Origin of the sequence: uncultured Acetatifactor sp., from assembly GCF_948601915.1 — a bacterium.
GTDB lineage: Bacteria > Bacillota > Clostridia > Lachnospirales > Lachnospiraceae > Acetatifactor.
In genome coordinates this window covers 1-25847 of record NZ_CAPDXS010000072.1, presented here as the reverse complement: position 1 = coordinate 25847, position 25847 = coordinate 1, and the positions used below count along the sequence as shown (strand labels likewise).

Genomic DNA, 25847 nt, shown 5'->3' with positions numbered 1-25847 from the left:
CGCGCCTGCACCGTCTGCCGCAGCCATCGTCATTCATTCAGCTTCAGTTCCCTCTCCTTGTCGCGGATGGTCTGCTCCCTCTGGTTCAGCTCCTGCTCCCAGGAGGCGTACTTGTCGGTGATGGCCCTCTCGTAGTTGAGGATGTTGGGCTGGTCGCTGACGAAGGAGATGACGAACATGGCCACGATGGCCAGCGCCAGCATCACGTTCAGGATGACGGAAAGGGTGAACCGCTCCTTCTCCTTGTCCCGGTCCCTCTTCTTCGAGGGCGCCACCCTGCTCCTGGCCGGGCTTGTGTGCTCCCGCAGCTCCCCGTCAAAGGTGACGTACAGGGGAATCTCCATGACGGTGGCCGGGTCTATCTCCGGCCGGGACAGCAGGAACTCCCGGAGCCTCTCCAGATACCGCAGTCCCACGGGCGTCCTGAACAGGCGCTCATGGATGGTCTTCTCATAGATATAGCGTATGCTTTCCGGCGAGGAATAATCTATGCGTTCTTCCAGATAGGCAATCCGCTGCTCCTCCGCCCGGGCAAGCCCGGCATCCTTCTCCGTAAAAAAGAGGAAACCGCCTACGGCCAATTTGTTCTTCTCTGCATCCATTGGGCACCTCCTGCATGTTCCTTTATCATAAATGCGGCTGCCGCATTGTGCAATGATTGCCTCATGCGCCAGCCTCTGTCTCTTCGGTATGAACCTTCCATTCCTTTACCATGGCGGTTATTCCTTGATATAGTCAATCTCTGTCAGGTTGATTCCCGAAGCTGTCAGGATGACTTTCAATTCCTTGTAACGCTTTTTCATCTTCGTATATGCTTCGGTCTCCTTGTCACAGGACTGCATGTAATCCTGCAATCTGGAAAATTCTTCTATGTTTCTCTGGAGCATTTCTTTTTCCGTCATAGACACCCCGCTTTCTCAAGTCCGGTTGCTTTGTGCCTGGAGTAGAGGGGAGTCTGAACCCAAGCGGGTTGACTCGCCCAGTCACTTTGCGTATGGAGTAGAGGGGAGCCTGAACCCAAGGGGTTCGACTCGCCCAGTTATTTTTCAAGTGGAGTAGAGGGGAGTCGAACCCCTGTCCAAAAGCCCATTCCCTGTCCTTCTACTATCATAGTCCGTTATCTTCGCAGGTCTTTCTCCTGCATTTTCCCTCCTCTGCCAGACAACGAACGATCTGGCAGATTCGGTAGCTTCATGGTACGCCCGCGCGGGCAAAGCTTAGCGCGCGTCGTTTCCCACATCGTCGATGCCCGGATTCCGGAGTGTGGGTGCCCCGGAGCGGACAAGCCGCCTTAGGCGGCGTCACCGGCTGCGATTAAGCAGCCAGTGCGTACTGATAATTATCTTCAGCGTTTAGTTTAAGTTTGCGATTAACGTGTCGCAACGGATAGCTTCTCCAGCTGCAAGACCCCTGTCGAAACCTTTACTACCCCTTATATGATTTTCAAGCTTCTTCCGACTGCGGCCGCTCCTCCAACAGCTCCGCAATCTTTTCCTTTGCCTCCTCCAAATCCTTGCAGCCGTCCAAGATCATGGATACCATTTTTATAATCCTGTCAAACTGCTTATCTGTCATTCCATCCATCATCTGTCAGTACCTCCTACTCTTTTATGATATCCAGTTCCGTAAGATTGATATCGGATGCCGTCAGTATCACCTTCAGCTCCACGTAACGGCCTTTCATCGCCTTGTACGCGTCGGAACTCTTTTCCACAAGAACCATGTATCCCTGTAGTCTTGCGAATTCCTCCACGTTTTTCTGCAAAAGCTCTTTATCAGACATCCGACCACCTGCTTTCCCGGTACAGCGCAACAGTCCAACCAATTTCCCCCTCCGGCTTTATTATAGCAATCTTTCAGAACGGTGTAAAGCCTTTAAATATTTTTTATCTTGAAATCCCGCTCCGCTTCCCTGCGCTGGTCCTTTCTGGCGATGGACTCCCGTTTGTCGTAGAGCTTCTTGCCCCGGGCTAAGCCTATCTGGGTCTTGACCCTGCCGTTCTTGAAATAGACCTGCAGGGGGACAAGGGTGTAGCCCTTCTCGGCCACCTTGCCCGCCAGCTTGTTGATTTCATACTTATGCATCAGGAGCTTCTTCACCCGCAGGGGGTCTTTGTTGAAGATGTTCCCCTTTTCATAAGGGCTGACGTGCATGCCGTAGACGAAGACCTCGCCGTTCTCTATGCGGATGAAGGATTCCTTGATGCTGCACTTGCCCATGCGCATGGACTTCACCTCCGTGCCGTGGAGGGCGATGCCTGCCTCATAGGTCTCGTCTATGAAGTATTCGTGGTATGCCTTTTTGTTGTTGGCAATCAGTTTCTGCGGTTCCTTTTCCTTTGCCATTTCTGTCACCTCTGTCCCCGCAAGCGCCCTTTTGGCACATGCTGCTTTATGCAATGCTGAAATCAATCGTCCGGTTGAACCGGTCGCAGTCCTCCACCCGCACCCTGACGGGCATGCCCAGCTTGTAGCTCTTCCCTGTGGCGTCCCCCACCATCTCGTACCTGCTCTCGTCATAGCGGAAGAAGTCCCCGGGCAGCTTGGACACATGTATCAGCCCCTCCACCGTATTGGGCAGCTCCACATAGATGCCGAAGCTCGTGATGCCGGAGATGACGCCGTCGTACTCCTCTCCGATGCGCTCCTCCATGTACTCCACCTTCTTGAGCTTGTCGGTCTCCCGCTCCGCCTCCTCCGCACGGCGCTCGGTCTCGGAGCTGTGCTTTGCCACCTCCGGCAGGATCTCCCGGTAATGGGCGATCCGCTCCTCCTTCAGCCTCCCCCGGAGCTGCTCCTTGATGATCCTGTGGATCTGGAGATCCGGGTATCTGCGGATGGGGGAGGTAAAGTGGCAGTAGTAGGGGCATGCCAGCCCGAAATGACCGCTGCAGTCAACGCTGTACTTGGCCTGCTTCATGCTCCGCAGGGCCAGGCGGCTGATCATGGGCTCCTCGGGCGTCCCTGCGATTTTGGCCAGGAGCTTCTGGATCTCCTTGGGGTGGACTTCCTCCCCGGAGGTCTTCTGCCCTGCCCTTCCCACCGCTTTCATGTAGTAGCCGAAATTGTTGATGAACGCGGCCAGCTTCTGGATGCGCTCCCCGTCCGGCACATCGTGGATGCGGTAGACGAAGGGCAGCTCCATCCAGTAGAAATGCTGGGCTATGGTCTCGTTGGCCGCCAGCATGAAATCCTCTATGATATCCGTGGCCACATTGCGCTCGTAGGGCTTGATTTCCGTGGGATGGCCGTCCCTGTCCAGGAGGATCTTGCACTCCGGGAAGTCGAAATCGATGGAGCCCCGCTTGCGGCGCTTCTCCCGCAGTATGGCGGCCAGCTTCTCCATCTCCCGGAACATCGGGACAAGCTCCTTATACTGCCCGTAGGCCTCCTCGCGCTCCGCAAGGCCCTCGTCCTCCAGCAGCTCTTTCACCACCGTGTAGGACATGCGCTTGTCCACCCGGATCACGGACTCGCAGATCTCGTAATCGGAAATCTCCCCGTCCGGCTCCACGGTCATCAGGCAGCTCAGGGCCAGCCTGTCCGAACCCGCGTTCAGGGAGCAGATGCCGTTGGACAGCGCGTGGGGCAGCATGGGGATCACCCTGTCCACCAGGTACACGCTGGTGCCACGCTTCAGGGCCTCCCTGTCCAGGGCGGAATTCTCCTGGACATAGTTGGTCACGTCCGCGATGTGGACGCCCAGACGGTATCTCTCCCCGTCGAAGGCGACGCTGACCGCATCGTCCAGGTCCTTGGCGTCCTCGCCGTCGATGGTGACCATGACCACGTCCCGCAGATCCCTGCGCCCGGCCATGTCCGCCTCGGACACCTCCTGGGACACCCGCTCCACCTGGTTCATGATTTTCGTAGAGAATTCCACCGGCAGCTCATAGCCGCGGACGATGGACATGATGTCCACGCCGGGGTCGTTGATATGGCCCAGAATCTCCACCACCCTGCCCTCGGGGCTCTTCCTGTCATTGCCGTAGTCGGTGATGTCCACCACCACCTTGTGGCCGCTCATGGCCCCTTTGGAATGCTCCTTTGGCACGAAGATGTCCTGGGGGAGCTTATTGTTGTCCGGGACTACGAATCCGTAGTGTTCCTTTGCCCTGTCATAGGTGCCCACGATCTGCTTCATGCCCCGGGCGACGATCCTGACTACCTGGGCCTCCTGCCGCTTCCCCTCGCACTCAGGCAGCAGTGCCACCTCCACGGTGTCCTTGTGGAAGGCGCCGCCGGTCTTGTCCTCCGGGATGTACAGGTCCTCTTTGCGCCCCTCTATCTCCACGAAGCCGAAGCCCTTGGCATGGCTGATGAAGGTTCCTGTCAGGGCACGGCCGTTGCCTTTGACATATTTCGCTTTTGGGGTGAGGGCCAGCTTCCCCTCCTCCAGGAGCTCCCGCAGGATTGCGCGGAAGTCCTCCCTGTCCTCTTTGGCCACCTGCATGAAGGCGGCCATCTCCTTCTCTTTCATGGGGACGTAGATGGAATCGCTGACCAGCTCACAGATGATCTTCTTCCTGGCGTCCCACGCTTTCTGACTCATATTTCCCATATCCTGCTATACCCCATACCCGCTTTTTGCAGGTGAATATAAAAACACTCTTGCCGCATCCGCAAGAGTGTCTTTTCTACGTATCTTAAAATACGTTCAGATTCAGTATGACCGCAAGAATCATGAACAATGCGGCCAATATCTTGGTAAGCTTTACCAAGAGGCCCTCCATGGAGCGTCCTTTGTTCTTGCCCCAGTAAGTCTCAGCGGCTCCGCTGATGGCCCCAAGTCCCGCCGACTTGCCCTCCTGCATCAATACCAACACAACAAGCGCTATGCATATGATGATGAATAAAATTGTCAGTATAATCTTTAAGGCTCCCAACTGTCCCACACCTCCTATGGTCTCCCTGCCCTCATGAGAGGGTTTTATCCACCGGAAACCGTATCTCGCATTTCATATATTGGCTATCTTAACACAGTCCCCAGAGAAAAGCAACCATTATTTACATTTTTTGTCCGTTTTTTCCGCATCATTTTTCCGCAGTCTACCAATTCTGGAGCTCCTGGAACGTATAGAACTGCAATCCCATCTCTTTGGCTTTCCGGAGAAGGTACAGAAGCCTGTCCTCCGTTATGCTCCAATCACCGGCTCCTATGGCATGGGAGTACAGCGACACCACTCTTCCTTTTCCCGCCTTGAGATTCGCCAGGATATCATCAATCTGCGCCTCATACTGTTCCTGCGAGCTGTAGTTCCCATTATCCAGAGACAGGGATTCCACATATCCCTCCTTGAACTGGTGCTTGTCGGTAATCTGTAGGAAATACGCCCCACGCAGAACCTTATAATGCCCGAGGAGCTTCTCGTCCAGCTCCTCATTGCGGCTCCCCTTTGGATATGCGAAGGTGGAAAGCTCGATTCCTCCGTCCCGAAAGACCTCTATCGGGTCAATCGCCTGCTGGTATACTTCTTCCTCGCTCAGCGCTGTCAGTTCCTGATGTCCGGCGGTGTGGAAAGCTATCTCATGTCCTCTTTCCAGCGCGTCATAGCAAAAATCCGTCGGTTCGTTGGCGCAGATGAAAAAAGTGGCTTTTACGCCGTACTTGTCGAACAGGTCAAAATATCCCGCCCAGTTATCCGCATTATAGTCGTCGAAAGCCAGCAGGATGCCGCACTGGTTCCTGTCCTGAATCCGGTATAGCTTTATCCCGCCCAGGACGATTCCCACAGCCAGTATTATCCCGCCAATCACAAACAGCAGCTTCTTTCTCATAGTCAAACCTCCTCAGATACCGCTTCCTCCCAAACGCCTCAAAAAAAAACATATCGTACCTACAGTATCACTATGCCCGCTTCCCGTCAAGCGATATTTCCGTCCAGAGGGAAGCGCTCAGAGGGAATCTCATTACTTTTCCCGAAGCAGACTGCCCCGGGCATGGTTTTTCAGTATTGTAGTTCCCCCCCTGTTCTGGTATAATCAGATTCATATAAGGGCACACAGACAGTGACAGCTTCAGCCTGGCAGGAGATTCGGACAGTTCCCCCGGGAGCTACGGTAAAAGCTTGCCCCACCGGCTGAAAGAAAGGTGGCGAAATGAGTTTAGCAGCAAAGCAACCGGAATACTACACGATGGATGATATCAATAATCTGCCGGAGGGGAAAAGGGCCGAATTGATCGACGGCGAGCTGTATATGATGGCAGCGCCCGGTATGATGCATCAAAGAATTCTAATGGAATTGGCCTTCCGTATAAGGGATTATATAGGAAAGAACAATGGGGACTGCGAAGTCTTCCCCGCCCCGTTTGCCGTATTCCTGAATGCAGACGACCGGATTTACGTAGAGCCTGACATCTCTGTCATATGCGATAAGGAGAAGCTCACTGAGGAAGGCTGCAAAGGGGCGCCGGATTGGATCATCGAAGTCGTCTCCCCCACAAGCCGCCCCATGGACTACAATAAGAAGCTGTTCAAATACAGGACTGCGGGCGTCCGGGAATACTGGATCGTTGATTATGAGCGGGACCTGATTACGGTCTATGACTTTGAGCATGACGAAATGACGGACTTCACCCTGAAGGAAAAGGTGAAAGCGGGAATCTATGAAGATCTGGAAATCGATTTTTCACAGATGAATCTGTGACAGCACCCCCTTTTATCCGCTATCTTTCTATGATGAAAATTTTTATCCCCAAGGGAAGCGCCAGGCCCCTCTTGGGGATATTGAAATCTCTCCTACACGCACATACGGTCAAATCTGCCGCCGGTTCATGATGCTTTCCGTTCATAAATCCAACAACCTGACAGACTTTAGTGAATACAGGTCTATATCACCGCCAAAATCAACAGCAGCAGGAACAGAGCCAGGATGACACCCAGGACGATAAAGCCCCGGATAGCCCCCTTAAAGCACGACCTGGCATTTCTCTTGTAATGGAAATGCTTGAATACCGCTCCTCCAATCAGGCCCAGGATTGGCAGGAAGAAAGACACCAGCGTGTACCAGATGCTTCCCGTATCACGGGGCGGGGCCTGCAGGAATTCCTCCAGATCCTTTGCCACCTTCTTCGCCTGCGCCTCCTCAGTGGTCTTGCGCGCCTTGGCGAACTTTTCCGTCTCCTCCGGCGAGATGATGTTGACGGCCTTCACCGGCTCGCCCTTCTCACGCAGCGCCTTATACTTCTCGATTTCAGCCTTATTGCCATAAATCCAGTGGTCATGGCCGATGTCCACGAACTCCGGCTTATCCGTGCTGTAGTCGTGGATAGCGGGATCGTAGATATACTGCACCTTGTTCTTCTCCAGCTGCGGATCCGGAATCGGAATCGCGGAGATCAGGGAATGGGTGTAGGGATGCAGCGGGAAATTGAACAGCTCCTCCGCCTCCGCCACCTCCACGATGCGCCCCTTGTAGATGACGCCGATGCGGTCGGAGATGAAACGCACCACGCTCAAGTCATGAGCGATGAACAGGTAGGTGACGCCCTTCTCCTTCTGGAACTTCTTCATCAGGTTCAGCACCTGGGCCCGGATGGACACGTCCAGCGCCGATATGGGCTCGTCTGCCACCACCAGCTCCGGCTCCATGACCATGGCCCGGGCGATGCCGATACGCTGCCTCTGCCCGCCGGAGAACTCATGGGGGTATCTGGTCAGGTGCTCGGGCAGGAGCCCCACGTCATGAATCATGCGCTCCACCTTCTGCACCCGGTCGGCCTCGTTCTCAAAGAGGCCGAAGTTGTAAAGTCCCTCGGAGATGATGTAGTCCACCGTGGCGCGCTCGTTCAGCGACGCCGCCGGATCCTGGAACACCATCTGCACGTTGCGGATGACCTCCCTGTCCAGCGCATGCGGAATCTTCCCGGAAATGCGCACGCCCTTGTACTGGATTTCCCCGGCCGCCAGCGGGTTCACGCGGATGACCGCCCGCCCGATGGTGGTCTTGCCGGATCCCGATTCGCCGACCAGTGAAAATGTTTCGCCCTTGTAAATGTCGAAGGACGCGTCCGTGACTGCGCGGACGGCTGTGTCGCCGCTGCCGAACGTGATGTCGATGTCCTTTACGGACAGCAGTATCTCTTTTCCGTTCTCCGCCTTCGGGCCGTGCTCCGGGAAGAGGGAACGGCCTTTTTTCTTTGTCTTTATAATTGCCATCTTTCCTTCCTCCCCTAGATATTGAACGCTTCCATCAGCTTATTGTGGATATCCCGGATGCCCTCCGGCTTCTCCACCTTCGCCGACCGCGGATCCAGCAGCCATGTCTTCGCGTAATGCGTGTCCGTCACCCTGAACATCGGCGGCTCCTCCAGCGTATCAATCTTCAGGCAGTACGGATTACGGGGCGCGAACGCGTCGCCCGTGATGCTGTTGTACAGGGAAGGCGGCGTGCCCGTGATGGAATACAGCTCCGTGTTACGCTGGGCCAGCTGCGGCAGACTGGACAAAAGCGCCCAGGTATACGGATGGCGCGGGTCGTAGAAGACCTCCTCCGCCGTGCCCACTTCCACCATCTGCCCGGCATAGAGCACCGCCACCCTGTCCGCCACGTTCGCCACCACCCCCAGGTCGTGGGTGATGAACACCGTCGTGAAACCGAACTCCTTCTGGAGATCCTTGATCAGCTGTAGGATCTGTGCCTGTATCGTCACGTCCAGAGCCGTGGTCGGCTCGTCGCAGATCAGTATCTTCGGCTGGCAGGACAGGGCAATGGCGATGACGATACGCTGCCTCATGCCCCCGGAATACTGGAACGGGTAGTCATCGAAGCGCGACTCCGCGTTGGGGATGCCCACCTTATGCATCAGCTCGATGGCCCGCCGTCTGGCCTCCGTCTCGGAACACCCCTGATGGCGCATGATGACAGAGGTAATCTGCTTGCCGATGGTTACAATGGGGTTCAGGCTGGTCATGGGATCCTGGAACACCGTGGCGATACGGCGTCCGCGAATCTGCTGCCAGTCCCGGGCGTACTTCACATTCGCCAGGTTCAGCACACAAATCCCGTGCAGACGATCCGATGTTTCGTCCAGGTATTTCACGCGGAATGCCACCTTGTCGAAGACAGCGTTGCGCTGCTCCTCATCGTCTAAGTCCACGCCGGTCTGCATGGCCTGCTTCAAGACTGCCAGAAGCTTAAAGGTAAGCTGGAGACGCTTCATCAGACCGTAACGTCCCACCGACAGGTGAATCTCTTTGCTCAGGATTTCATTGCGCTTCTTCGTCTCCTCGGAAATCTGCCCTTTGATCTCCTGCTCGTACTTGGCCTTCAGTTCGGCCATCTGCTTATTGTAACGCTGGATGAAAGCGGTGTCCTTTGCCGCTTCAGCCTTGCGGGCCTTTTCCTCCGCGGCCTCCTTGCTCTCCAGCGCCTTGATCTTCTCGCCGTATTCCTTCAGCATCCGGTCCGCGGCTTTGATGCGGTCCTTTTCATGGCGGGGGTCATAGGTCTGCTTCTCGTTAAAGAGATTCGCCCTCTTGAACTTCATGTCGCCCAGTTCGTTCTCGATGGCCGCCCGTTCTTCCTCGCTCAGGGACTCGCGGCTCTTCTTCTCCGCCTCCAGCTCTCTCATCTTCCGATATGTCTCCACGCCCAGCTCATAGCCGGAAATGCTGTTCAGGCGGGAGAGCGTGCTTTTCATCAGCTGTCTCCCTCCCGACGTCAGCTTCACATATGTCTCAGCCAGCTCCGGGTCGTTTAAAATCAATCTGCCCTCATCGATGAATCCGTTGGAGTCCGTCATGCCGGCGAAGGTCTTCGTCAGCACGGACTTGCCGGATCCGGACTCGCCCACGATGGCGATGGATTCATTCTCATAGATATCCAGGTCGATTCCGCGGATGGCGGTCAGGATGCGGCCGCGGACCCGGAACTTCACATGGAGGTTTTTCACCGAGAGCAATACTTTCTTATCTTCCATCTGAATGCCCTCCTCACATATGCGTCCTGGGGTCGGACGCGTCTCCCAGGTTCTGGCCGGTCACGTAGAGCACCACGGTGATGACCGAAGCCACCGCCACGGGAGTCCAGAATTCCCAGCCCCATCCAGGGGTCACCATAGCATTCTGCGCCTCATAAATGAGACGGCCCAGGGATACCTCGCTCATGCCCAGCCCGATATAGGAGAGGAATACCTCCGAGGAGATGTAGCCGGGGATAGCGGCGGCAATCTCCAGCACGATGACGCTGGTCATGAAGGGCAGGATGTTCTTCATGGCAATCTTGAAGATGCTGGTGCCCAGGCAACGGCTGGCCAGGTTGTACTCATGGTCGCGGATGATGATGACCCGCGTCCGGATATAGTAGGCCATGCCCAGCCATCCCATGATCGTCATGGCGAAGACCAGCGTCCAGAAGCTGGGGGAGAACACCATGACCATCACCGCGGTGAACAGCGTCCCCGGGATATTCCCCAGGATATTGTAGACCTCGTTCATGATCATGTCCACCTTGCGGGAGAATCCCCAGATTGCCCCCAGCAGGATGCCGATGGTCATGTTGATGGCCGCGCATATGACGGCCAGGGATACGGAAATCCGGGAGCCGTTCCACACCGAGTCGAATGTGGACGCGCCCGTCCCGCCTGCGCCGAACAGCCATTTTATATCGAACCCGTAGCGCTCGATGGCCGCGGAGGGCGTCAGATGCTGGCCGCCCCGCTCATTCACGTAGAGGTACGGATTCACCTGGTCGTCGTACCCGATCACTGTGGGATAGAGATACGCGAAGGTAATCAGCACCGCCAGGATCACCAGCACTACCACATTGATCTTCTTGCGGAAGAACACGCGGAACACGCTCTTCCAGTAGGAATAGCGCGGCGCGGTGATTCTCTCAGAGGCCAGTTCGTCATTATTGATGCGGGAGAACAACTCCTCGTCCGACAGATTGTATTTCCTGCTGAAATCTTCCACTGCGCTCACCTCGCTTTCTCTGTAAAGGAAATCCTCGGGTCAACCGTCGCCATCACCACATCGCCCAGAATCAGGGACAGCACCGACAGCACCGTGTAAAACAGCGTCACGCCTACGATGACCGAGTTGTCGTACTGGTTGATGGCGTCAATCAGCAGGCCGCCCGCGCCGGGAACCAGATAGACGCGCTCGGTAATCAGTGCGCCCGTCATGGCGAACAGGAGCGAACCCGGTATCCCCTGGAAAATGGGAATCGCCGCCACCTTCATGACATGCTTGAAGAATATCTCCGTCTCCGACATGCCGCCGGCACGGGCAAACTTCACGTAATCCGAATTCATCTGGTCGATCATATAGCGGCGCATCCACTTCATCATGCCTGCGATGGAGGGCAGCGCCAGGGACACGATGGGCAGCACGTACATCAGCCGGGTCTCAGCGTCCATGTCGAATGTCCATGGCAGCCCCATGGCCCGCCCTATGCCCTTGAAGATGAAGATATACGCCAGGCTCGGCACCGCGGAGATGAACATGATATACAGCGTGCCGAACTTGTCCAGCAGGCCTTCCTTGTACCGCGCCATCAGCACGCCGATGGGCAGCCCCAGGAGATAGACCAGGAGGGTGGAGATGATGCCGATCACAAAGGAATAGCCCATACGGGACTTATTGTTGCGGAATGTCTGAACATTCGTATAATCGTCTGTGTACCTCTGCTGGTACATGACATTGGCCTCCCTGGAACCTGCCACGTACACCGCCGTGTGCAGATTGTCCGCGCTGTTCTCCGTCAGCCCCGTGGGATATGTCAGGGGAAACTGGCGGTAGGAGCCCTGCCCCTGGGTCATGCTGTTGAATACCTCCACGCCCCTGGTCACCGAGTAGGAGGCTCCCAGATGGAGATTCAGGAAGTTCTGGTGTATATAGGGGAATTGATCGTCAAAATACAGCAGATATCTGTGGATGGTGCCATTGCCGATGATGGCCGGTGAAAATTTCTCCCCGCCGTACACCGGATCGTAAAGCGTGAAGGTCAGTCCTCTTTCGCCGATGTCCTGATCCTCCGGCACCTTATGGATATTATCAATCTCGAATATGCCCGTGAAATACTTCCACAGGCGCGAGAGCACATTCTTCTCCTTATAAGCGAAAAGCACCTGGCCCCCACCTGTGGCCAGCCTGTTCTTCGATATGATGGCGTCCAGCCGGGTCACGGTGTAGCCCTCTTCTCTGCAGTAATCGTTAAACTTCGCCACGTATTCCGCCACCTCCGGGGAATCGTCGCTCCCGTCCGCAGACCGGCCGATGCTGGATAAAGCGCTGCGGGCCGCCTCGTCTATCTCCCCGCTCTCCTGGAGCATCGCGAGATAGTCACTGTACGGAAGGTAGTCCAGATAGCCGTACTCCTCCCATTTCTGATGCATATACGTGACTCTCTGGTTATTGAGCTGCTTGGTGAACTGGCCGTCCGTCTTGAATATCTTCATCCTGTCCATCAGCCCGTAGACGAGTATCATGACGATAAAAATCACCATCACAGTCGAAAATAGGCCATGCAGCAGTCGTTTGATTACATATCTGCCCATAACTCCCTCACCTCTCTTACATGGTTTCCCGCAGCCGGTCGCGGGGATGGTCTCCGGCCTGTTTAAAACAGCCACAGGGGGGCGGGTATACCCGTCCCCCTGTGAGCATTGTCAAGTCTCAGGAACATCGGGGCTTTATGAACCGTAGATACCCCACGTGATACATTCGTAGCCATTCGGAATGACAGTGTCAAGATAGGTCTGCGCATCCCCGTAGTCAGGGCCCCAGCCTGTCAGACCGCCCAAATCGTAATTCATCATGTACCCCGCAGTCGGGTTATAGGCCGCATCGCTTCCGGTATCGCTGTCGCCCTTCGCTACCAGGTTCACGATGACCATACCGCCGAAAGCTGCGTCATAGGACTGCTTCACTGCGTTCTGAGCAGCGGAAACCGTGGTGTCGAAATCATCGTAAGGCATATCCAGGTAAATCGGATTCTCCGCGGAAATCTCGATGCCCTCCGCGGCAAGCTCCTCCACGGCCTTAGCCAGATATTCGCCGGCCGCCTCCGGATTGTACCAGCCGTCGAAGCTGAAGCTGGAACCGGCTCCGTCAGCTCCCGTGGGATTCCAGACCTTCATCGGATAGCCGTCAGCGGTAATCGCCGCCTGAAGGACTTCACCGTACTGAGTACCGGCCGGGAATGTGGTGGCGGTGCCTGCGATATCCACCGTAAATTCCTTGGTGGCGGTGACGAAGTTTCCGGGCACGTAGGAGTTGGTCATCTGGCCGTAGGCATTTTCCTCACCGTAAATGACGCTCATGTAAGCGAAACGGTCATAGGAAAGGGCCAGCGCCATGCGGAAATTCTGGTTCCTCATAGCGGCCTTCGTGCGCTGGGCATCCGTCACGGTCTTCTTGGAAACCATGGCAGAAGCATCGTTGTAAAGGTTGGAGTGCGCATAGCGGTTCACATTAGTCCAGTTCATGATAGCCGTCGTGCTCTCATGGCTGGAATAAGAGTAAGCTTCCACATAGTTCTTTTCCGGGTCAATCTCTGAAGCCTGCTGCTCCGCCAGGGGGCGCACCGCAGAGGACACTGTCACGCTGTAGAACGTGCCGTCCAGGAAATTATTCCAACCGAACAGAGGATCCGTGCCATCGGCGTAACGCCTGGTAATCGTCTTGTTATGGACATTCTCGGCATCCCAGTAAGCCGGGTTAGCCGCATAGCTGATGGTATTCTGGTAGGTATAGTTGCTGATCAGGTAAGGGCCGCAGTACGCGATATGCTCCGGGTCGGTGCCGTACAGATAGCCCGAATCGGCGCTGTCGAACTCTGCGCCGAACTTACCGCCCTGAGAGGTATAGTAGTCGCGGCTCAGGGGAGCAAGCGCGCTGTAGCCGGTGAGGGTGAGGAACCAGGGAGCATTGGTCTCCAGCGTGTACTCAAGGGTGTAATCATCCAGCGCCTTGACGCCCACCTGGCTGAAATCGCTGATTTCGCCGGTGCCGTACTGCTGCAGGTTCTTCACTGTGCCGTAAATCAGATCCGCCAGACCGGCCTTGGTGTCGCAGGCATGCTGCAGACCGGCCACCCAGTCGTCGGCCTTGACCTCGCCCACCTCAGTGCCCTGGCTGGTGACCCACTTCACGCCCTTGCGGATGTGGAAGGTATAGGTGAGGCCGTCCTCGGACACCTCATAGCTCTCGGCAAGGCCGGGCTGCTGTATGTTCTCGTTGTCATAGGTCAGGAGACCGTCCCAGGTAGGGGAAATCACTTCACCGCTGGCAGCCTGAGCCGTGCCCAGCATGTCCCAGGTCTGGGGTGTGGTGCTGTAAGTAAGCGTAATGTTATCGTTGAGGGTCAGCTCCTTCTCCGTTGCCCAGTCAACCAGAGCCTGCCAGGCTTCGCCGGTGCCGACTTTGGAGCTCCACAGCGAGGTGGCCTCGGCGCGCTCATCCGGCGTCAGGGGCCTCTCGTTCACCACAAGAAGGTTCTTGTAGCCGCGGTAGGTCTGGTCAAAGCCCCATGTAACCGTCGGAACGGAACGGGGGATGACCTTGGAGATGCCGGAACCGCCTGTATTGTTCTGCATGGGCACGCCCAGTCCGGCCTCGAGGAACTTAGCCTCTGCCACGGCCATCTTACCCATACGGGCGCTGGGATCCACCTCTGCCAGCGCCTCCTGATAGAGCGCATAGAAATCGCCCAGGATCAGGTCATAGACCTCGTCGGACTCAGGCCCATAATTCGCAGCGTCGAAATTCTCAAGGGTGTTCACTTCGGCCGCCGGAGTGTTGTCCACCACGATCTCCGTGGCCCCACTGTCGGACGGCTCCGACTCGGATGCGGATACTTCGGAAGAGCTTTCGCTCTCGCTGTCCAAGGGCGTCGATGCCGCATCGGAAGATCCGCCGCTCTCGCCGTTGCCGCAGGCCGTGACGGTCATCATGGCCGCCGCCAGAACAAGGGCGAGCGCTTTGTTTACTTTTTTCATGTTTTTTCCTCCTCTTTCATTCTAAATTGTCACACGCACCTCTACACTTTATTCTCCCGAATCGTCTAGGCCTGTAAAAACGGCATCTGGGCATAATAGTGTATCATTGTATGCAATCAACATAATTCAGTATAAATTACACTTATGTAATTGTCAAGATTTTTCTTCTATACTGTAGTGCGGAAAAGTTGACTTTTATCGAAAATACTTATGAAATATGTTGAAAAGTCAGGTTATTTCAGACTTTCTGGCATGGCAATCATGCAAGGGAAATGCTTCCTTTCCGCATATTTGCTTAAAATACCACTAAAATCCGAAATGAATTGTACAAGAAAATAGACATAACGCCTAGGATTGACAAAACTATGGGATATGGTAGAATAGAAACAAAGCATAATACTTTCTAAATTCATGGCTGATCGTTTCAATCAGGTACTCTAACATCAGAAAATCTATGCTTTTACTCACATTTATTTGCAGAGCAGGGGTTTTCTGGCTGGTGGAAGCTGTTCTACCTGGCCAGGCTGTACACGGAGGATCTGTTCGCCGGGCAGAATTATGACAGGTTGCGCAAATGTATCAGTATCAGTCTATTGGATTTTAATCTGACGCAAGGGGAAGAATACCATACCGAGTATAGGCTGCGTACCAAAGGCGGAAAGGAACTGACGGATTTATTTGAGCTGCATATTGTCGAATTGCGCAAGCCGCTGGGGGAAACCGACGGGCTGGATGACTGGATTCGGCTATTCAATGCAACGGCAGAGGAGGATTTAGAGATGATTAAGATAAAAAATGCTGGCATCCGGGAAGCCATAGAGGAGCTGAGGATCATGAGCCTCGCCAGGACGCTCCGGTTTCTTTATGAGGAGCGCTTAAAGGCCCGACGGGATCGGTGGGCTGAAGATGAGTATGTGCGAAATGAGGGCAGGGCTGAGGGACGGATTGAGGGACAGGCTGAGGGGCGGATTGAGGGAACAGCCCAAAGTATCCTGCTTTTGCTAAATGGTTTGGGCGATGTTCCCTCTGAACTATCAAAGAAAATCCGGTCCGAAAAAAATATGGATACCTTGAATCAATGGCTGAAAGCCGCGGCAAAAGCGGAAAGCATCGAACAGTTCATCCAATCTTCATCTATTCGACTGTAGGAATTCATCCAGTTTCCGGCTGGCCACCCTCTTCTGCTCCTCGAAGCTATGGGCATAAATGTTCATGGTGGTGGAGCAGCTTGCATGGCCCAGATATTTTGAGATATCCACGATGTTCATGTCTAAGTAATTCAAAAGGGTGGCACAGGAATGCCGCAGCCCGTGGAGCGGTATGGCGGGCAGCTCCTCCAGCCCCTGTGCCGCTGCCGCCTCGTCCTGCTCCCTGACCCATCTATTGTACCGCGTCAGATGTCTGACGAAATATTGATAAGCCGTAGTGTGTCCCATGAGGCTGCCGTCAGAGCGGGTGAACAGATTGCCATTTCCCTGCCAGCCATCGCCTAGCGCAAGCCTGTGAGCATCGTATTCCTCCCGGTACTGCGCAAGGAGCGGCAGTATGCTCTCTGGAAAAGGCACCCTGCGCAGGGATGTGCGGTTTTTCGGCTGCTTGAGTCCAAAGCCGCTTTCCGTCCGCCCGATTGCCTTGGTGATGGAAATCTCCAGCCTGTCGAGGTCGATGTCCTCCCAGCACAGAGCGAGGGTCTCTCCTTTTCGGAAGCCGCAGAAGATGGACAGGGTGAAGAATACCCGAAACTGGGTGGGTACGGGATAAGGGATGCTCAGGGATTTCAGGAACATCAGCGACTGCCTGGGCGTAAAATAACGGAGCTGCTCCTCCTGTTCCTTTTGCTTCTTCCTGGGCTTCCTGGCTTCTCTACAGGGATTTCCCGCAATCAGGTTCTGGCGGAGGGCCGCTGAAAAGATGCCGCTCAGCACATTGGCATAGCGCTTGATCGTCCCCGGGCAGTAGGTGTCGGCCAATGTGCCATAAAAGGCTTCGATGTCCGCCGTCCTCACTTGGGCCAGCCTATATGTCCTGAAAAAAGGAAGAATTCTGCTGCGCAGCAACTGCTCGTATCCGATGTAGGTTCCGCAGGCCAGCTCCTCTTTCATTTCCGCAAGCCATTTTCCGGCGAATTCCTCAAAGTTCAGCTTCGCGCCGTCACAGCCGTACCCATACTTGATCCTGTCCTCCATATCCATGGCATATTTCAGGGCTTCCTTTTCCTGCTGCCGCTTTGTGGCGGACTGGTTCACGGAATAGGTCAGGTTCTTCACCAGCTTATTCCCCTGTGCGTCATATCCCAGACAGATTACGATGCGATAGACCACTCTGCCGCTTTTGTGGACGATTCTCTTCAATGATGCCATACTCTCAACACCTCTTTCCTCATTTGTAGCGCAAATTTGTAAAATATTCTTACCATTTGCAAGCGGATTATAGCAAGTGAACCAGGAAAAGTCCAGATTCGGCCGGAGGAAAAAAGTGTGAATTCTGGGACGGGAAACCACCGGATGCGGTGACTTCACCCAGGCGACGGGCATTTTGAGGGATGTGAGTGTAATTTATACTGAATGATACTGGTATCCTGTTGTGTTTTTCTGTATACAAGTATCCAAGAGACACAGGCAGATACCGGAAAAACAGATAGGAGGAAAAAATTGTGAAAAGAAAGAAGTTACTTGCACTTCTGCTGGCTTCCGCCATGGCCTTTGGCCTGGCCGCCTGCGGCAATGGAGATACCCCCCCGGCTGACGGCAGCGGGGCATCCAGCCAGCCGACTTCTGAGGAGGGAACTCCAGAGGAAAGCTCTGAGGAGCCCAGCGAAAGCTCCGAGGCAGATGCCGAGGAAAGCACTGAGGGCGGTTCCGTTGTGGCGGACGGCACCTTTGAGAACAAGGTCATCATGGGCAACACCACCGACCTGACAGGGGATTTCCGCTTCCCCGGCTGGGGCACCAGCTCCGTAGGCGCCTCCGACCAGGACATCGGGCGTCTGACCATCGGCTACGGCACCCAGGAGGTCGCCGAGGACGGGAACCTGGTCTGGAACGACACTGCCGTAAAGAGCCATACGGAGACGGAGAATGAGGACGGCACCGCCACTTATACCGTGGAGATCAACGAGGGCCTGACCTTCAGCGACGGCACCCCTATCACGGCCAAGAACTACCTTGCCACCACCCTCTCCTTTGCATCCCCCGTGAGCATGGAGGCCGGACGGCCCGGCACCAGCGGCATGGCATTCGTCGGCTATCAGGAGTTCCATGACTACACCGGCGAGGAAGCGGAAGGCACCTCCAAGGAGTTCACAGGCATCCGCCTGCTGGGCGATTACAGCTTCTCCTTTACCGTGTCATCCGATTACTATCCGTACTACTTTGCCTATACCTATGCCGCGGTGGATCCCGCTCCCCTGGGACTGGTGCTGGGCGAGGGCGTGGATATTTTAGACGATGGCAACGGCGTGTACTTAAGCGAGAGCTTCTATGAGAAGAACGGAGACAGCTATGTGAAGGCTGCGGAGATCGAGGCGAACCGCTATGACCTGACGAAGTATCCCTTCTCCGGCGCTTATGTGGTCTCCGACTGGGACGCCTCCACCAAGCAGGCTACCATGACCATCAATCCCGCGTTCAAGGGCAATTATGAGGGACAGGTTCCCTCCATCGAGACCATCGTGTATGTGAAGCTGACCCAGGAGACCCAGCTGGAGATGCTCACCACAGGCGGTACCGATATCCTGGGCGGCGTAACCGGCGGCAAGGATACCACGGCGGCCCTGGCAGTGGTGGACGGCGAGAATTTCACCGAGGTCCACTATCAGAGAGCCGGCTACGGCAAAATTCAGTTCGACTGCGACTTCGGCCCCACCATGTTCCAGGAGGTCCGCCAGGCGGTCACGTACCTGCTGAACCGCACGGAGTTCTGCCAGACCTTCACAGGCGGCTACGGAGTTGTAGTAGACGGCCCTTACAGCCCCGACCTGGCCCCCTGGAGGGCCGTACAGGATGAAATCGAGCTCATCGACTACTCCTTCTCTCCCGAGACTGCCAAGAAAGTCCTGGAGGACGGCGGCTGGATCTACAACTCCAAGGGCGAAGCCTACGAAGAGGGCGCAGAGGGCGTTGACGCGGTCCGCTACAAGAAGCTCACCGCCGACGAGGCGAATGTCTTAGACGGCATCAACAAGACCTACGCCTCCGTTTCCAATACGGACGGCGTCACCTATCAGACCGTGGAAGTCAACGGCGAGTACTATATGCCTCTGGCCATCAACTGGTTCGGTTCTTCCCCCAATGAAGTCACCGACCTGATCTCCACCACTCTGGCCAACAGCTCCGACCTGGCCGCTGCGGGCATGGTGGTGCGCGCTACCACAGGCGATTTCGACAAGCTGCTGGGCGAGATCTACCGTGAGCCCACCTACGGTTACAACGGAACCCCTACCTATGGGATGTACAACCTGGCTACCGGATTCTCCGCGCTGACCAACCTGGACACCTCATACCAGTGGTCCCACGACCCCGCATGGTTCACCAATTCCTCCAACAAGCTCTACGATCCCTACGACATCGACTTCCCTTATGACCTGAAGGCCGATAAGCTCTCCTATGAGGAGGCCGTAGCGGCAAGCGGCGACAAGCTCGGCATGGACTATCTGTCCATGGCTATGGTGTACAATGCCGCCACAGAGGACGAGTTCAACCAGTGGTACATGGGCTATGTAGAGAGATGGAACGAGCTGATGCCCGACATCCCGCTGTATTCCAACTTCTACTATGACGTATACAATGCAAAGATCGAGAACTTCCAGACCAGCCCCTTCCGCGGTCCGGCCGCGGCGCTGCTGTACGCGAACGTAAAGGGTTTCTAAGGCTGCGGATTTGAATTCAATCGGTTACAGCAAGGACATGGGGCAGCCGTCAAAGCGACTGCCCCATTCTCAAATGCACAGGCCCGTGCAAATAATCAGAAATGGGGTATGATATGGGCAAATATATACTGAAAAGATTGGGCTACATGGCCATAGTCCTTCTGATCCTCTCCTTCCTCATGTTCTTCGTCTACTCTCTCATTCCCTATGACCGGGCCGTGGCGGAGGCGGAGCCCTACAGAAAGGGACTGAAGACCACGGAAAACGCGGCCGAGCTCTACCAGGCAAAGGTGGAGGAGCTGCGCCGGGAGCTGGGGACGGATCAGAACGTCGTAGTGCGGTATCTGGGCTGGATCGGCCTGGCGCCTATCAACGGAAAATACAACGGGATCCTCCAGGGGAACCTGGGATACAGCTATTCATTCGACCGCAGCGCCAGGGAAGTGCTGGCGGATCCGCTGAAGAACACAGTGTTCATCAATATCTTCGCAACCTTCTTAGGCCTTGGGGTCACCATTCCCTTAGGCATATTCTGTGCTGTCCACAGGGGCAGCAAACGGGATACCGCCGTCCAGATAGGGACCATCATCGGCTATAGCATCCCTGGCTTCATCATCTCCATCGTGTTCATCTGGATCTTCGCCATCCTGCTGAAGTGGTTCCCTGTCTCCGGCATGAAGACGCCCGGCTCCAGCTATACCGGCCTGGCCGAACTGAAGGACAGGCTCTACTATATGGCGCTGCCGCTGATCGTCATGACCTTCTCCTCCCTGGGGGGCATGACCCGCTATGTGAGGGCTTCCATGTCCGAGGCGCTGTCCCTGGACTGTATCCGCACCGCCCGGGCAAAGGGCCTGGTGGAGAAGACGGTCATCTACAGCCACGCGTTCCGGAATGCCCTGATTCCCATCATCACGCTGGTGATCGGATGGTTCATCGGCATTTTTTCCGGCTCCATTGTCATCGAGAATATCTTCGGCCTCAACGGCGTGGGCCGGATCTATATACTCAGCCTGAACAGCAAGGACTTCGAGGTGGTGCTGCTGCTGCAGATGTTCTACGTGATTCTGGGGCTCTTGGGCAACCTGATCGTGGACATCGCTTACGGCCTGGCAGACCCCAGGGTCCGTGTGAATAAGTAAAGGAGGACTTAAAAATGAGTGAAAAGAAAGCTTCCTCCCGGAAAGGGCCTGCCCCCTTGCGCTGGCTGCGCAGAATGTTCTTTGGCGGCTCCAAGGAACTGACCTTGGCCGACGAGCGGTTCGACAGCCCCGGCAAGCTGGCAGTGAAACGTTTCTTCCGCAATCCCCTGGCCACGGGGGCGGCGATCATCCTGGCGGGAATGTTCCTCTTCGTCTTCATCGGCTCCGCCATTGCGCCGGTGGACCTGACAGAGACCGGCAGCGAGATGCTGCACACCAATATGGCCCCCACCCTGAGCCTGATGGATCTGCCCGACGGCATGAAAGACGGTGTGGTGGACATCTCCTCCAAGGGCACCTTCACCATCGGCGTGGACACGGATGGCAAGGTCTCCATGTGGGGACAGTATGTGAATATCTCTGGGGATCCGGCCCGGGACGTGATGAACATCCCGGATGAGGTGAAGAACAGCAAGGTCGTCCATGTGGCCGCAGGGTCCGACCACTGCGTTGCCATCACAGACGACGGGCGCGTCATCGCCTGGGGCGAATACGACAACGGCCAGTACGGGCATGATGGCTCCATGATCGCGGCGGCCCGCAGGCAGCCCGAGGAGCTCATGGACGGCGGGACGATAGATGCCTCCCAGGTGCGCCAGCTGATCTGCGGCAACCAGGTGACGGCCATCCTCATGGAGGACGGCACCATCTACGCCTGGGGCAATGACGGATTGAGCGCCACCAACCTCTCCTCCGTGATCAAGCACGGCAAGAAGGAGAGCCCCCTCGTGAAGCTCACCTTTACCAATGACGGCATCTACGGCATCGACGAGAACGGCGATTTCGTCTGCGGCAAGAGCACCAAGTACAATATCATCAGCGTACCGGACGAAAACGGGCGCAGTGTCAGCACGGACCTGTTCGAGTACATCGGGGACCGGAAGGTGGTGGACATCGCGGCCTCCGGCAACGCCCTGGCGCTGGTGCTGGACGACGGAGAAATCGTGGTCAGCGGCATGAAGGAGCCGCAGCCGCAGCTCCCGGAGGGGGAGAATGCCCTCACGGTCTCCGGCGGCACCAGGCATTTCGTGCTGACCACGGATCAGGGCAGGGTCTACGCCTGGGGACAGAACTATCGCAATCAGTGCGAGATTCCGGAGGCGCTGACCAAGGAAGACGCCGTGGACAGGGTGTATGCCAGCGGTTTCCAGAACTATGCCTACAAGGACGGAAAATTCGTGGACTGCTGGGGCTTGAAGGGCTACATCATGGGCACTGACGACATGGGCCGGGACGTGTTCAACCGGATCATGAACGGCGGCAAGATGACCATGACCGTAGGGGCCGTGGCTGTCATCGTTTCCACCATCATCGGCATCCTGATCGGCTGCATCTCCGGGTATTTCGGGGGAGCCGTGGACATGCTGCTGATGCGCCTGACAGAGATCGTGGGGGCAATCCCTTTCCTGCCTTTTGCCCTGTGCCTGTCGGCTATCTTCCAGGCATCTGACATCCATGAGGACACCCGCATCGTGATCATCATGCTGATATTGGGAGTGCTGTCCTGGACCGGGCTGGCCAGGCTGGTGAGAGGCCAGATCCTGGCGGAGCGGGAGAAAGAATTCGTCACCGCCGCCCGTTCCATGGGCGTGAAAGAGGGCCGAATCGCCTTCCGGCATATCCTGCCCAATATCGTATCCGTCATTCTGGTAACTGTTACGCTGGATTTCGCCAGTTGCATGCTCACCGAGTCCTCCCTCTCCTACCTGGGCTTCGGCGTACAGCTCCCCCGCCCTACCTGGGGGAACATGCTGGACGGCTCCCGGAGCGCTCTGGTGATCCAGTCCTTCTGGTGGAGATGGGTGTTCCCGGCGCTGTTCCTCTCCGTTGTGGTAATCTGCATCAACATCATCGGGGATACGCTGCGGGACGTGCTGGATCCGAAGTCCGTAGAAAAAACATGATGTCCGCCAGGCGGGCAAGGAGGTATGGAATTCATGGCAGAGGCTTTGTTGGAGGTGAAGAACCTCCGTACCTTTTTTAAGACCAGGAACGGCACGGTGAAAGCCGTGAACGACGTTTCCTATTCTATCTATCCGGGGCGGACCCTGGGCATCGTGGGCGAGTCCGGTTCCGGGAAGAGCGTTACGGCTATGAGCGTGCTGCGGCTGCTGGATGCAAACGGATATATTGCGGGAGGGACCGTCACCTTTGCCGGGCAGGACCTGGCCAAGGTGTCCACCCAGGAGATGTACCATATCCGGGGGAACCGAATCTCCGTGATTTTCCAGGAGCCCATGACTTCGCTGAACCCGGTATTTTCCATCAGGCGGCAGCTATCGGAGCCGTTTATGATCCATCAGAACATGGGGAAAAAGGAGGCGGCACAGAAATGCATCGAGATGCTGCGGGCGGTGCAGATCCCCAATCCCGAGGCGGTGGCCCGCCAGTATCCTCACCAGCTCTCCGGCGGCATGCGCCAGCGGGTGATGATCGCCATGGCCCTGGCCTGCAAGCCGGACATCCTGATCGCCGACGAGCCCACCACCGCCCTGGACGTGACCATCCAGGCGCAGATCCTGCGGCTGATGAACGATCTGCAGAAAGAGAACGGAACCGCCATCATGTTCATCACCCATGACCTGGGCGTCATCAACGAAATGGCAGACGATGTCGTAGTTATGTACTGCGGCCAGGTGGTGGAGCAGGCGCCCGCCAGGCTGATCTTCACGGACTGCGAGAAGAGCCATCCCTACACGGAGGGGCTGATGTACTCCAACCCCCGGCTGAATGACGAGCGGGCCAAGCTGGATCCCATCCCCGGCGTGGTGCCCCATCCGCTGGATCTCCCACAGGGGTGCAAGTTCGCGCCGCGGTGCAGGTATTGTACCGGGAAATGTATCCGGGAGGAGCCTGAATTGCTACAGGTGGCAGAGGGGCAGCTCATACGCTGCTTCTACCCGGACAAAATGGAAAGGAGGAGCGAGGAACATGGAAAAATCACAGTCCACGGCCAGCGTGAAGACCACTGACAGGGTGCAGCATACCGATACCAGGCAATCCGCATGCGGCCGGGCTGACGGCAGCGGCCGGCCCGAGACGCAGTCCCGGCAGAAGACCAGGCTTCTGTCAATCACGAACCTGAAGAAGTATTTCCCGGTGGCGAAGCCCTCCCTCTTCGCCAGGCAGATGTACGTCCGGGCCAATGAGGACATCTCAGTGGACATCTACCAGGGGGAGACTTTCGGCCTGGTGGGGGAATCCGGCTGCGGCAAGTCCACTCTGGGCCGGGTGCTGCTCCAGCTCTATGAGCAGACCGCGGGAAGCACCATGTATTACGGGCGGACTCTGGAGGAGGTGGCACCTGACTATGTGCTGGACACCCTTTCCAATGCGGAGAAATATATCGAGAAGTACCGCAGGGCTGCGGCCCGTGGGGAGGAGCTTTCGAAAAAGTGCGAGGCACTGGGAGATTCCGCGTCCTTTTACGATCTCCAGGACAGGAACCTGGCCCTGTGCGACGCCAGGACGGCCCTGGACTGCACGGCCAAGATTCTGGGCGGCTTCATGGCAAGGGAGACCCGCCGGGGCGCTGCTCTCCTGTCCGAAAAATATAAGCTCACCTTCCGGGCCGCTGCCCTGGCCCACCGGGCGGAGGATATCGCCGTGGAAATCCAGGCCGGAGAGGGTCTGCTGGAGGAAATCCCGCCGGAGAAATCCCCGGAAAAAGGGAAGAGGCTCCAGGCAAAGATAGAGAAGCTCACCCGGAAGCAAAACCACCTGGCCGCCAGGCAGAAAGACCTCCTGGCCGCCGCAGCCGAAATCGACGAGAAGATCGGACAGCTGAAGGCCCTCTATGCGGGCGATGCGGAATTCGCCAGGTATGAGGCCATGCTGGACCATGGCGTGGATTTAAAGCGCCTGAAATACAAGGAGATGCGGCATCTGCGGAAGGACCTGCAGATCATCTTCCAGGATCCCTACTCTTCCCTGAACCCCCGTATGACCGTGGGGCGCATCATTGAAGAAGGGCTGGTGACCCATGGCTTTTTCAAGGCCGGTTCCAGAAAAATGCAGGAGCATGTGTTCAAGGTGATGAATTCCTGCGGCCTGCAGAACTATATGTACAACCGGTATCCCCACCAGTTCTCCGGGGGGCAGAGGCAGAGGATCTGCATCGCCAGGGCTCTGGCCGTGAAGCCGAAATTCGTGGTCTGCGACGAGTGCGTGTCCGCCCTGGACGTGTCCATCCAGTCCCAGATCATCAACCTGCTCCAGGAGCTGAAGGAGAAAGAGGGGCTGACCTACCTGTTCATCTCCCACAACCTGTCGGTAGTGCGGTATATCTCTGACCGCATCGGCGTCATGTACCTGGGGAACATGGTGGAGGTGGCGGAGACGGACGAGCTCTTCAGCGACCCCCGCCATCCCTATACCATCGCGCTGCTCTCCTCCATCCCCACCACAGATCCGGAGAGCCTGACGAAGGAGCGCATCCTCCTGGAGGGGAACATCCCCAGCCCCATCAAGCCGCCCTCTGGATGCAAGTTCCACACCCGCTGCTTCATGGCCTGCGACAAGTGCAAGGTGGTCCCGCCCGGGCTGAAAGAGGTGAAGCCCGGGCATTTCGTGGCCTGCCATTTCGCGGAGGAGAGGAAGGTGGACAAAGCGGGGGATTATCTGTTTGATGTGAATGTTGCTATGGGAAACCGTTGATTCAAGGTGGGCTGTGCAGCGGCGGGGCGAATTCTGTCTCTGCACAGCCGCTGGGCATTTCAGGGCATATGCACCCAGCATGGCAGAAAAGAAGGCGCAAAGCTATGAGAAAAGCGTGGAAGAAGATTCCCAGAGAAATCAATCCTGAAAAGAGATCGGAAGAGCGTCGTGTAGGGAA

The 25847-nt window shown here is 56.3% G+C and carries 21 protein-coding genes and 1 other RNA gene; 7 read left to right on the top strand and 15 right to left on the bottom strand.

Translation table 11 applies throughout. From position 1 onward, the window contains the following. Positions 1 to 29 precede the first annotated feature (29 nt). The 9 genes from Q2B33_RS13415 to Q2B33_RS13375 form a co-directional block, all read right to left on the bottom strand. Positions 30 to 602 (bottom strand): hypothetical protein, encoded by a 573-nt coding sequence (locus Q2B33_RS13415; protein WP_300570718.1) that lies wholly within the window; start codon positions 600 to 602, stop codon positions 30 to 32. Between the two features lie 117 nt (positions 603 to 719). After that, entirely contained in the window at positions 720 to 902 is a 183-nt protein-coding gene (locus Q2B33_RS13410) for a hypothetical protein (protein WP_296458632.1), read from the bottom strand. A 146-nt stretch (positions 903 to 1048) separates the two neighbouring features. Next, positions 1049 to 1432: a transfer-messenger RNA gene (gene ssrA / locus Q2B33_RS13405) on the bottom strand. A gap of 11 nt (positions 1433 to 1443) precedes the next feature. Further along, the gene (locus Q2B33_RS13400; protein ID WP_296458635.1) at positions 1444 to 1587 is read right to left on the bottom strand and encodes a hypothetical protein; all 144 of its coding nucleotides are present in this window, start codon (positions 1585 to 1587) and stop codon (positions 1444 to 1446) included. 13 nt (positions 1588 to 1600) lie between these two features. After that, entirely contained in the window at positions 1601 to 1783 is a 183-nt protein-coding gene (locus tag Q2B33_RS13395; RefSeq protein ID WP_300570723.1) for a hypothetical protein, read from the bottom strand. A 92-nt stretch (positions 1784 to 1875) separates the two neighbouring features. After that, positions 1876 to 2346, bottom strand: a complete 471-nt coding sequence (gene smpB, locus Q2B33_RS13390; RefSeq protein ID WP_296458639.1) for an SsrA-binding protein SmpB — start codon at positions 2344 to 2346, stop codon at positions 1876 to 1878. Between the two features lie 46 nt (positions 2347 to 2392). Continuing rightward, entirely contained in the window at positions 2393 to 4552 is a 2160-nt protein-coding gene (gene rnr, locus Q2B33_RS13385; protein WP_300570727.1) for a ribonuclease R, read from the bottom strand. 94 nt (positions 4553 to 4646) lie between these two features. Continuing rightward, positions 4647 to 4886, bottom strand: a complete 240-nt coding sequence (gene secG, locus Q2B33_RS13380; protein WP_296458833.1) for a preprotein translocase subunit SecG — start codon at positions 4884 to 4886, stop codon at positions 4647 to 4649. Positions 4887 to 5049: 163 nt separating this feature from the next. Further along, a complete protein-coding gene (locus Q2B33_RS13375) occupies positions 5050 to 5778 on the bottom strand; it encodes a polysaccharide deacetylase family protein (RefSeq protein ID WP_300570732.1) in 729 nt (242 codons plus the stop codon). 321 nt (positions 5779 to 6099) lie between these two features. Here Q2B33_RS13375 and Q2B33_RS13370 point away from each other — a divergent pair, with 321 nt between their 5' ends. Further along, on the top strand, positions 6100 to 6648 hold the full coding sequence (locus tag Q2B33_RS13370) for a Uma2 family endonuclease (RefSeq protein WP_300570735.1): 549 nt from the start codon (positions 6100 to 6102) through the stop codon (positions 6646 to 6648). Between the two features lie 182 nt (positions 6649 to 6830). On the opposite strand, the gene Q2B33_RS13365 is transcribed toward Q2B33_RS13370, so the two are convergent. The 5 genes from Q2B33_RS13365 to Q2B33_RS13345 all read right to left on the bottom strand — a co-directional run bounded on the left by Q2B33_RS13365 (position 6831) and on the right by Q2B33_RS13345 (position 14944). Beyond that, positions 6831 to 8159, bottom strand: a complete 1329-nt coding sequence (locus tag Q2B33_RS13365) for an ATP-binding cassette domain-containing protein (RefSeq protein WP_300570738.1) — start codon at positions 8157 to 8159, stop codon at positions 6831 to 6833. A 14-nt stretch (positions 8160 to 8173) separates the two neighbouring features. After that, the gene (locus Q2B33_RS13360) at positions 8174 to 9922 is read right to left on the bottom strand and encodes an oligopeptide/dipeptide ABC transporter ATP-binding protein (RefSeq protein WP_300570741.1); all 1749 of its coding nucleotides are present in this window, start codon (positions 9920 to 9922) and stop codon (positions 8174 to 8176) included. A 13-nt stretch (positions 9923 to 9935) separates the two neighbouring features. After that, positions 9936 to 10925 carry an ABC transporter permease gene (locus Q2B33_RS13355; protein WP_300570744.1) on the bottom strand — a complete coding sequence of 330 codons (990 nt, stop codon included), beginning with the start codon at positions 10923 to 10925 and terminating at the stop codon, positions 9936 to 9938. Continuing rightward, entirely contained in the window at positions 10922 to 12502 is a 1581-nt protein-coding gene (locus Q2B33_RS13350) for an ABC transporter permease (RefSeq protein ID WP_300570747.1), read from the bottom strand. Before Q2B33_RS13350 ends, Q2B33_RS13355 begins: the two co-directional genes overlap by 4 nt. A 135-nt stretch (positions 12503 to 12637) precedes the next feature. Next, positions 12638 to 14944, bottom strand: coding sequence for an ABC transporter substrate-binding protein (locus Q2B33_RS13345; protein ID WP_300570750.1), 2307 nt, complete (start codon positions 14942 to 14944; stop codon positions 12638 to 12640). A gap of 506 nt (positions 14945 to 15450) precedes the next feature. Here Q2B33_RS13345 and Q2B33_RS13340 point away from each other — a divergent pair. Beyond that, positions 15451 to 16092: a PD-(D/E)XK nuclease family transposase gene (locus Q2B33_RS13340; protein WP_330687950.1), complete on the top strand. Its 642-nt coding sequence runs from the start codon at positions 15451 to 15453 to the stop codon at positions 16090 to 16092. Here Q2B33_RS13340 and Q2B33_RS13335 read toward each other — a convergent pair. Beyond that, positions 16075 to 17304: a site-specific integrase gene (locus Q2B33_RS13335; protein ID WP_300570753.1), complete on the bottom strand. Its 1230-nt coding sequence runs from the start codon at positions 17302 to 17304 to the stop codon at positions 16075 to 16077. The genes Q2B33_RS13340 and Q2B33_RS13335 overlap by 18 nt on opposite strands. Positions 17305 to 17597: 293 nt before the next feature. Between Q2B33_RS13335 and Q2B33_RS13330 the strand changes: the two genes are divergently transcribed. The 5 genes from Q2B33_RS13330 (at position 17598) to Q2B33_RS24245 (ending at position 25669) form a co-directional block, all read left to right on the top strand. Further along, the gene (locus Q2B33_RS13330; protein ID WP_300570756.1) at positions 17598 to 19811 is read left to right on the top strand and encodes an ABC transporter substrate-binding protein; all 2214 of its coding nucleotides are present in this window, start codon (positions 17598 to 17600) and stop codon (positions 19809 to 19811) included. A gap of 113 nt (positions 19812 to 19924) precedes the next feature. Beyond that, complete coding sequence (locus Q2B33_RS13325; protein WP_296474587.1) at positions 19925 to 20953, top strand: ABC transporter permease; 1029 nt, start codon at positions 19925 to 19927, stop codon at positions 20951 to 20953. A gap of 14 nt (positions 20954 to 20967) precedes the next feature. Continuing rightward, positions 20968 to 22917 carry an ABC transporter permease subunit gene (locus Q2B33_RS13320; protein WP_300570761.1) on the top strand — a complete coding sequence of 650 codons (1950 nt, stop codon included), beginning with the start codon at positions 20968 to 20970 and terminating at the stop codon, positions 22915 to 22917. 33 nt (positions 22918 to 22950) lie between these two features. After that, the gene (locus Q2B33_RS13315) at positions 22951 to 23985 is read left to right on the top strand and encodes an ABC transporter ATP-binding protein (RefSeq protein WP_300816956.1); all 1035 of its coding nucleotides are present in this window, start codon (positions 22951 to 22953) and stop codon (positions 23983 to 23985) included. Continuing rightward, complete coding sequence (locus tag Q2B33_RS24245; RefSeq protein WP_330684856.1) at positions 23945 to 25669, top strand: oligopeptide/dipeptide ABC transporter ATP-binding protein; 1725 nt, start codon at positions 23945 to 23947, stop codon at positions 25667 to 25669. Before Q2B33_RS13315 ends, Q2B33_RS24245 begins: the two co-directional genes overlap by 41 nt. Positions 25670 to 25847 lie beyond the last annotated feature (178 nt).

Bases quoted from the DNA above. Each gene is read 5' to 3' on its own strand.
- Q2B33_RS13415 (WP_300570718.1), bottom strand. From the start codon at position 602: ATGGATGCAGAGAAGAACAAATTGGCCGTAGGCGGTTTCCTCTTTTTT.
- Q2B33_RS13410 (WP_296458632.1), bottom strand. From the start codon at position 902: ATGACGGAAAAAGAAATGCTCCAGAGAAACATAGAAGAATTTTCCAGA.
- Q2B33_RS13400 (WP_296458635.1), bottom strand. From the start codon at position 1,587: ATGATGGATGGAATGACAGATAAGCAGTTTGACAGGATTATAAAAATG.
- Q2B33_RS13395 (WP_300570723.1), bottom strand. From the start codon at position 1,783: ATGTCTGATAAAGAGCTTTTGCAGAAAAACGTGGAGGAATTCGCAAGA.
- smpB (WP_296458639.1), bottom strand. From the start codon at position 2,346: ATGGCAAAGGAAAAGGAACCGCAGAAACTGATTGCCAACAACAAAAAG.
- rnr (WP_300570727.1), bottom strand. From the start codon at position 4,552: ATGAGTCAGAAAGCGTGGGACGCCAGGAAGAAGATCATCTGTGAGCTG.
- Q2B33_RS13375 (WP_300570732.1), bottom strand. From the start codon at position 5,778: ATGAGAAAGAAGCTGCTGTTTGTGATTGGCGGGATAATACTGGCTGTG.
- Q2B33_RS13370 (WP_300570735.1), top strand. From the start codon at position 6,100: ATGAGTTTAGCAGCAAAGCAACCGGAATACTACACGATGGATGATATC.
- Q2B33_RS13365 (WP_300570738.1), bottom strand. From the start codon at position 8,159: ATGGCAATTATAAAGACAAAGAAAAAAGGCCGTTCCCTCTTCCCGGAG.
- Q2B33_RS13360 (WP_300570741.1), bottom strand. From the start codon at position 9,922: ATGGAAGATAAGAAAGTATTGCTCTCGGTGAAAAACCTCCATGTGAAG.
- Q2B33_RS13350 (WP_300570747.1), bottom strand. From the start codon at position 12,502: ATGGGCAGATATGTAATCAAACGACTGCTGCATGGCCTATTTTCGACT.
- Q2B33_RS13345 (WP_300570750.1), bottom strand. From the start codon at position 14,944: ATGAAAAAAGTAAACAAAGCGCTCGCCCTTGTTCTGGCGGCGGCCATG.
- Q2B33_RS13335 (WP_300570753.1), bottom strand. From the start codon at position 17,304: ATGGCATCATTGAAGAGAATCGTCCACAAAAGCGGCAGAGTGGTCTAT.
- Q2B33_RS13325 (WP_296474587.1), top strand. From the start codon at position 19,925: ATGGGCAAATATATACTGAAAAGATTGGGCTACATGGCCATAGTCCTT.
- Q2B33_RS13320 (WP_300570761.1), top strand. From the start codon at position 20,968: ATGAGTGAAAAGAAAGCTTCCTCCCGGAAAGGGCCTGCCCCCTTGCGC.
- Q2B33_RS13315 (WP_300816956.1), top strand. From the start codon at position 22,951: ATGGCAGAGGCTTTGTTGGAGGTGAAGAACCTCCGTACCTTTTTTAAG.
- Q2B33_RS24245 (WP_330684856.1), top strand. From the start codon at position 23,945: ATGGAAAAATCACAGTCCACGGCCAGCGTGAAGACCACTGACAGGGTG.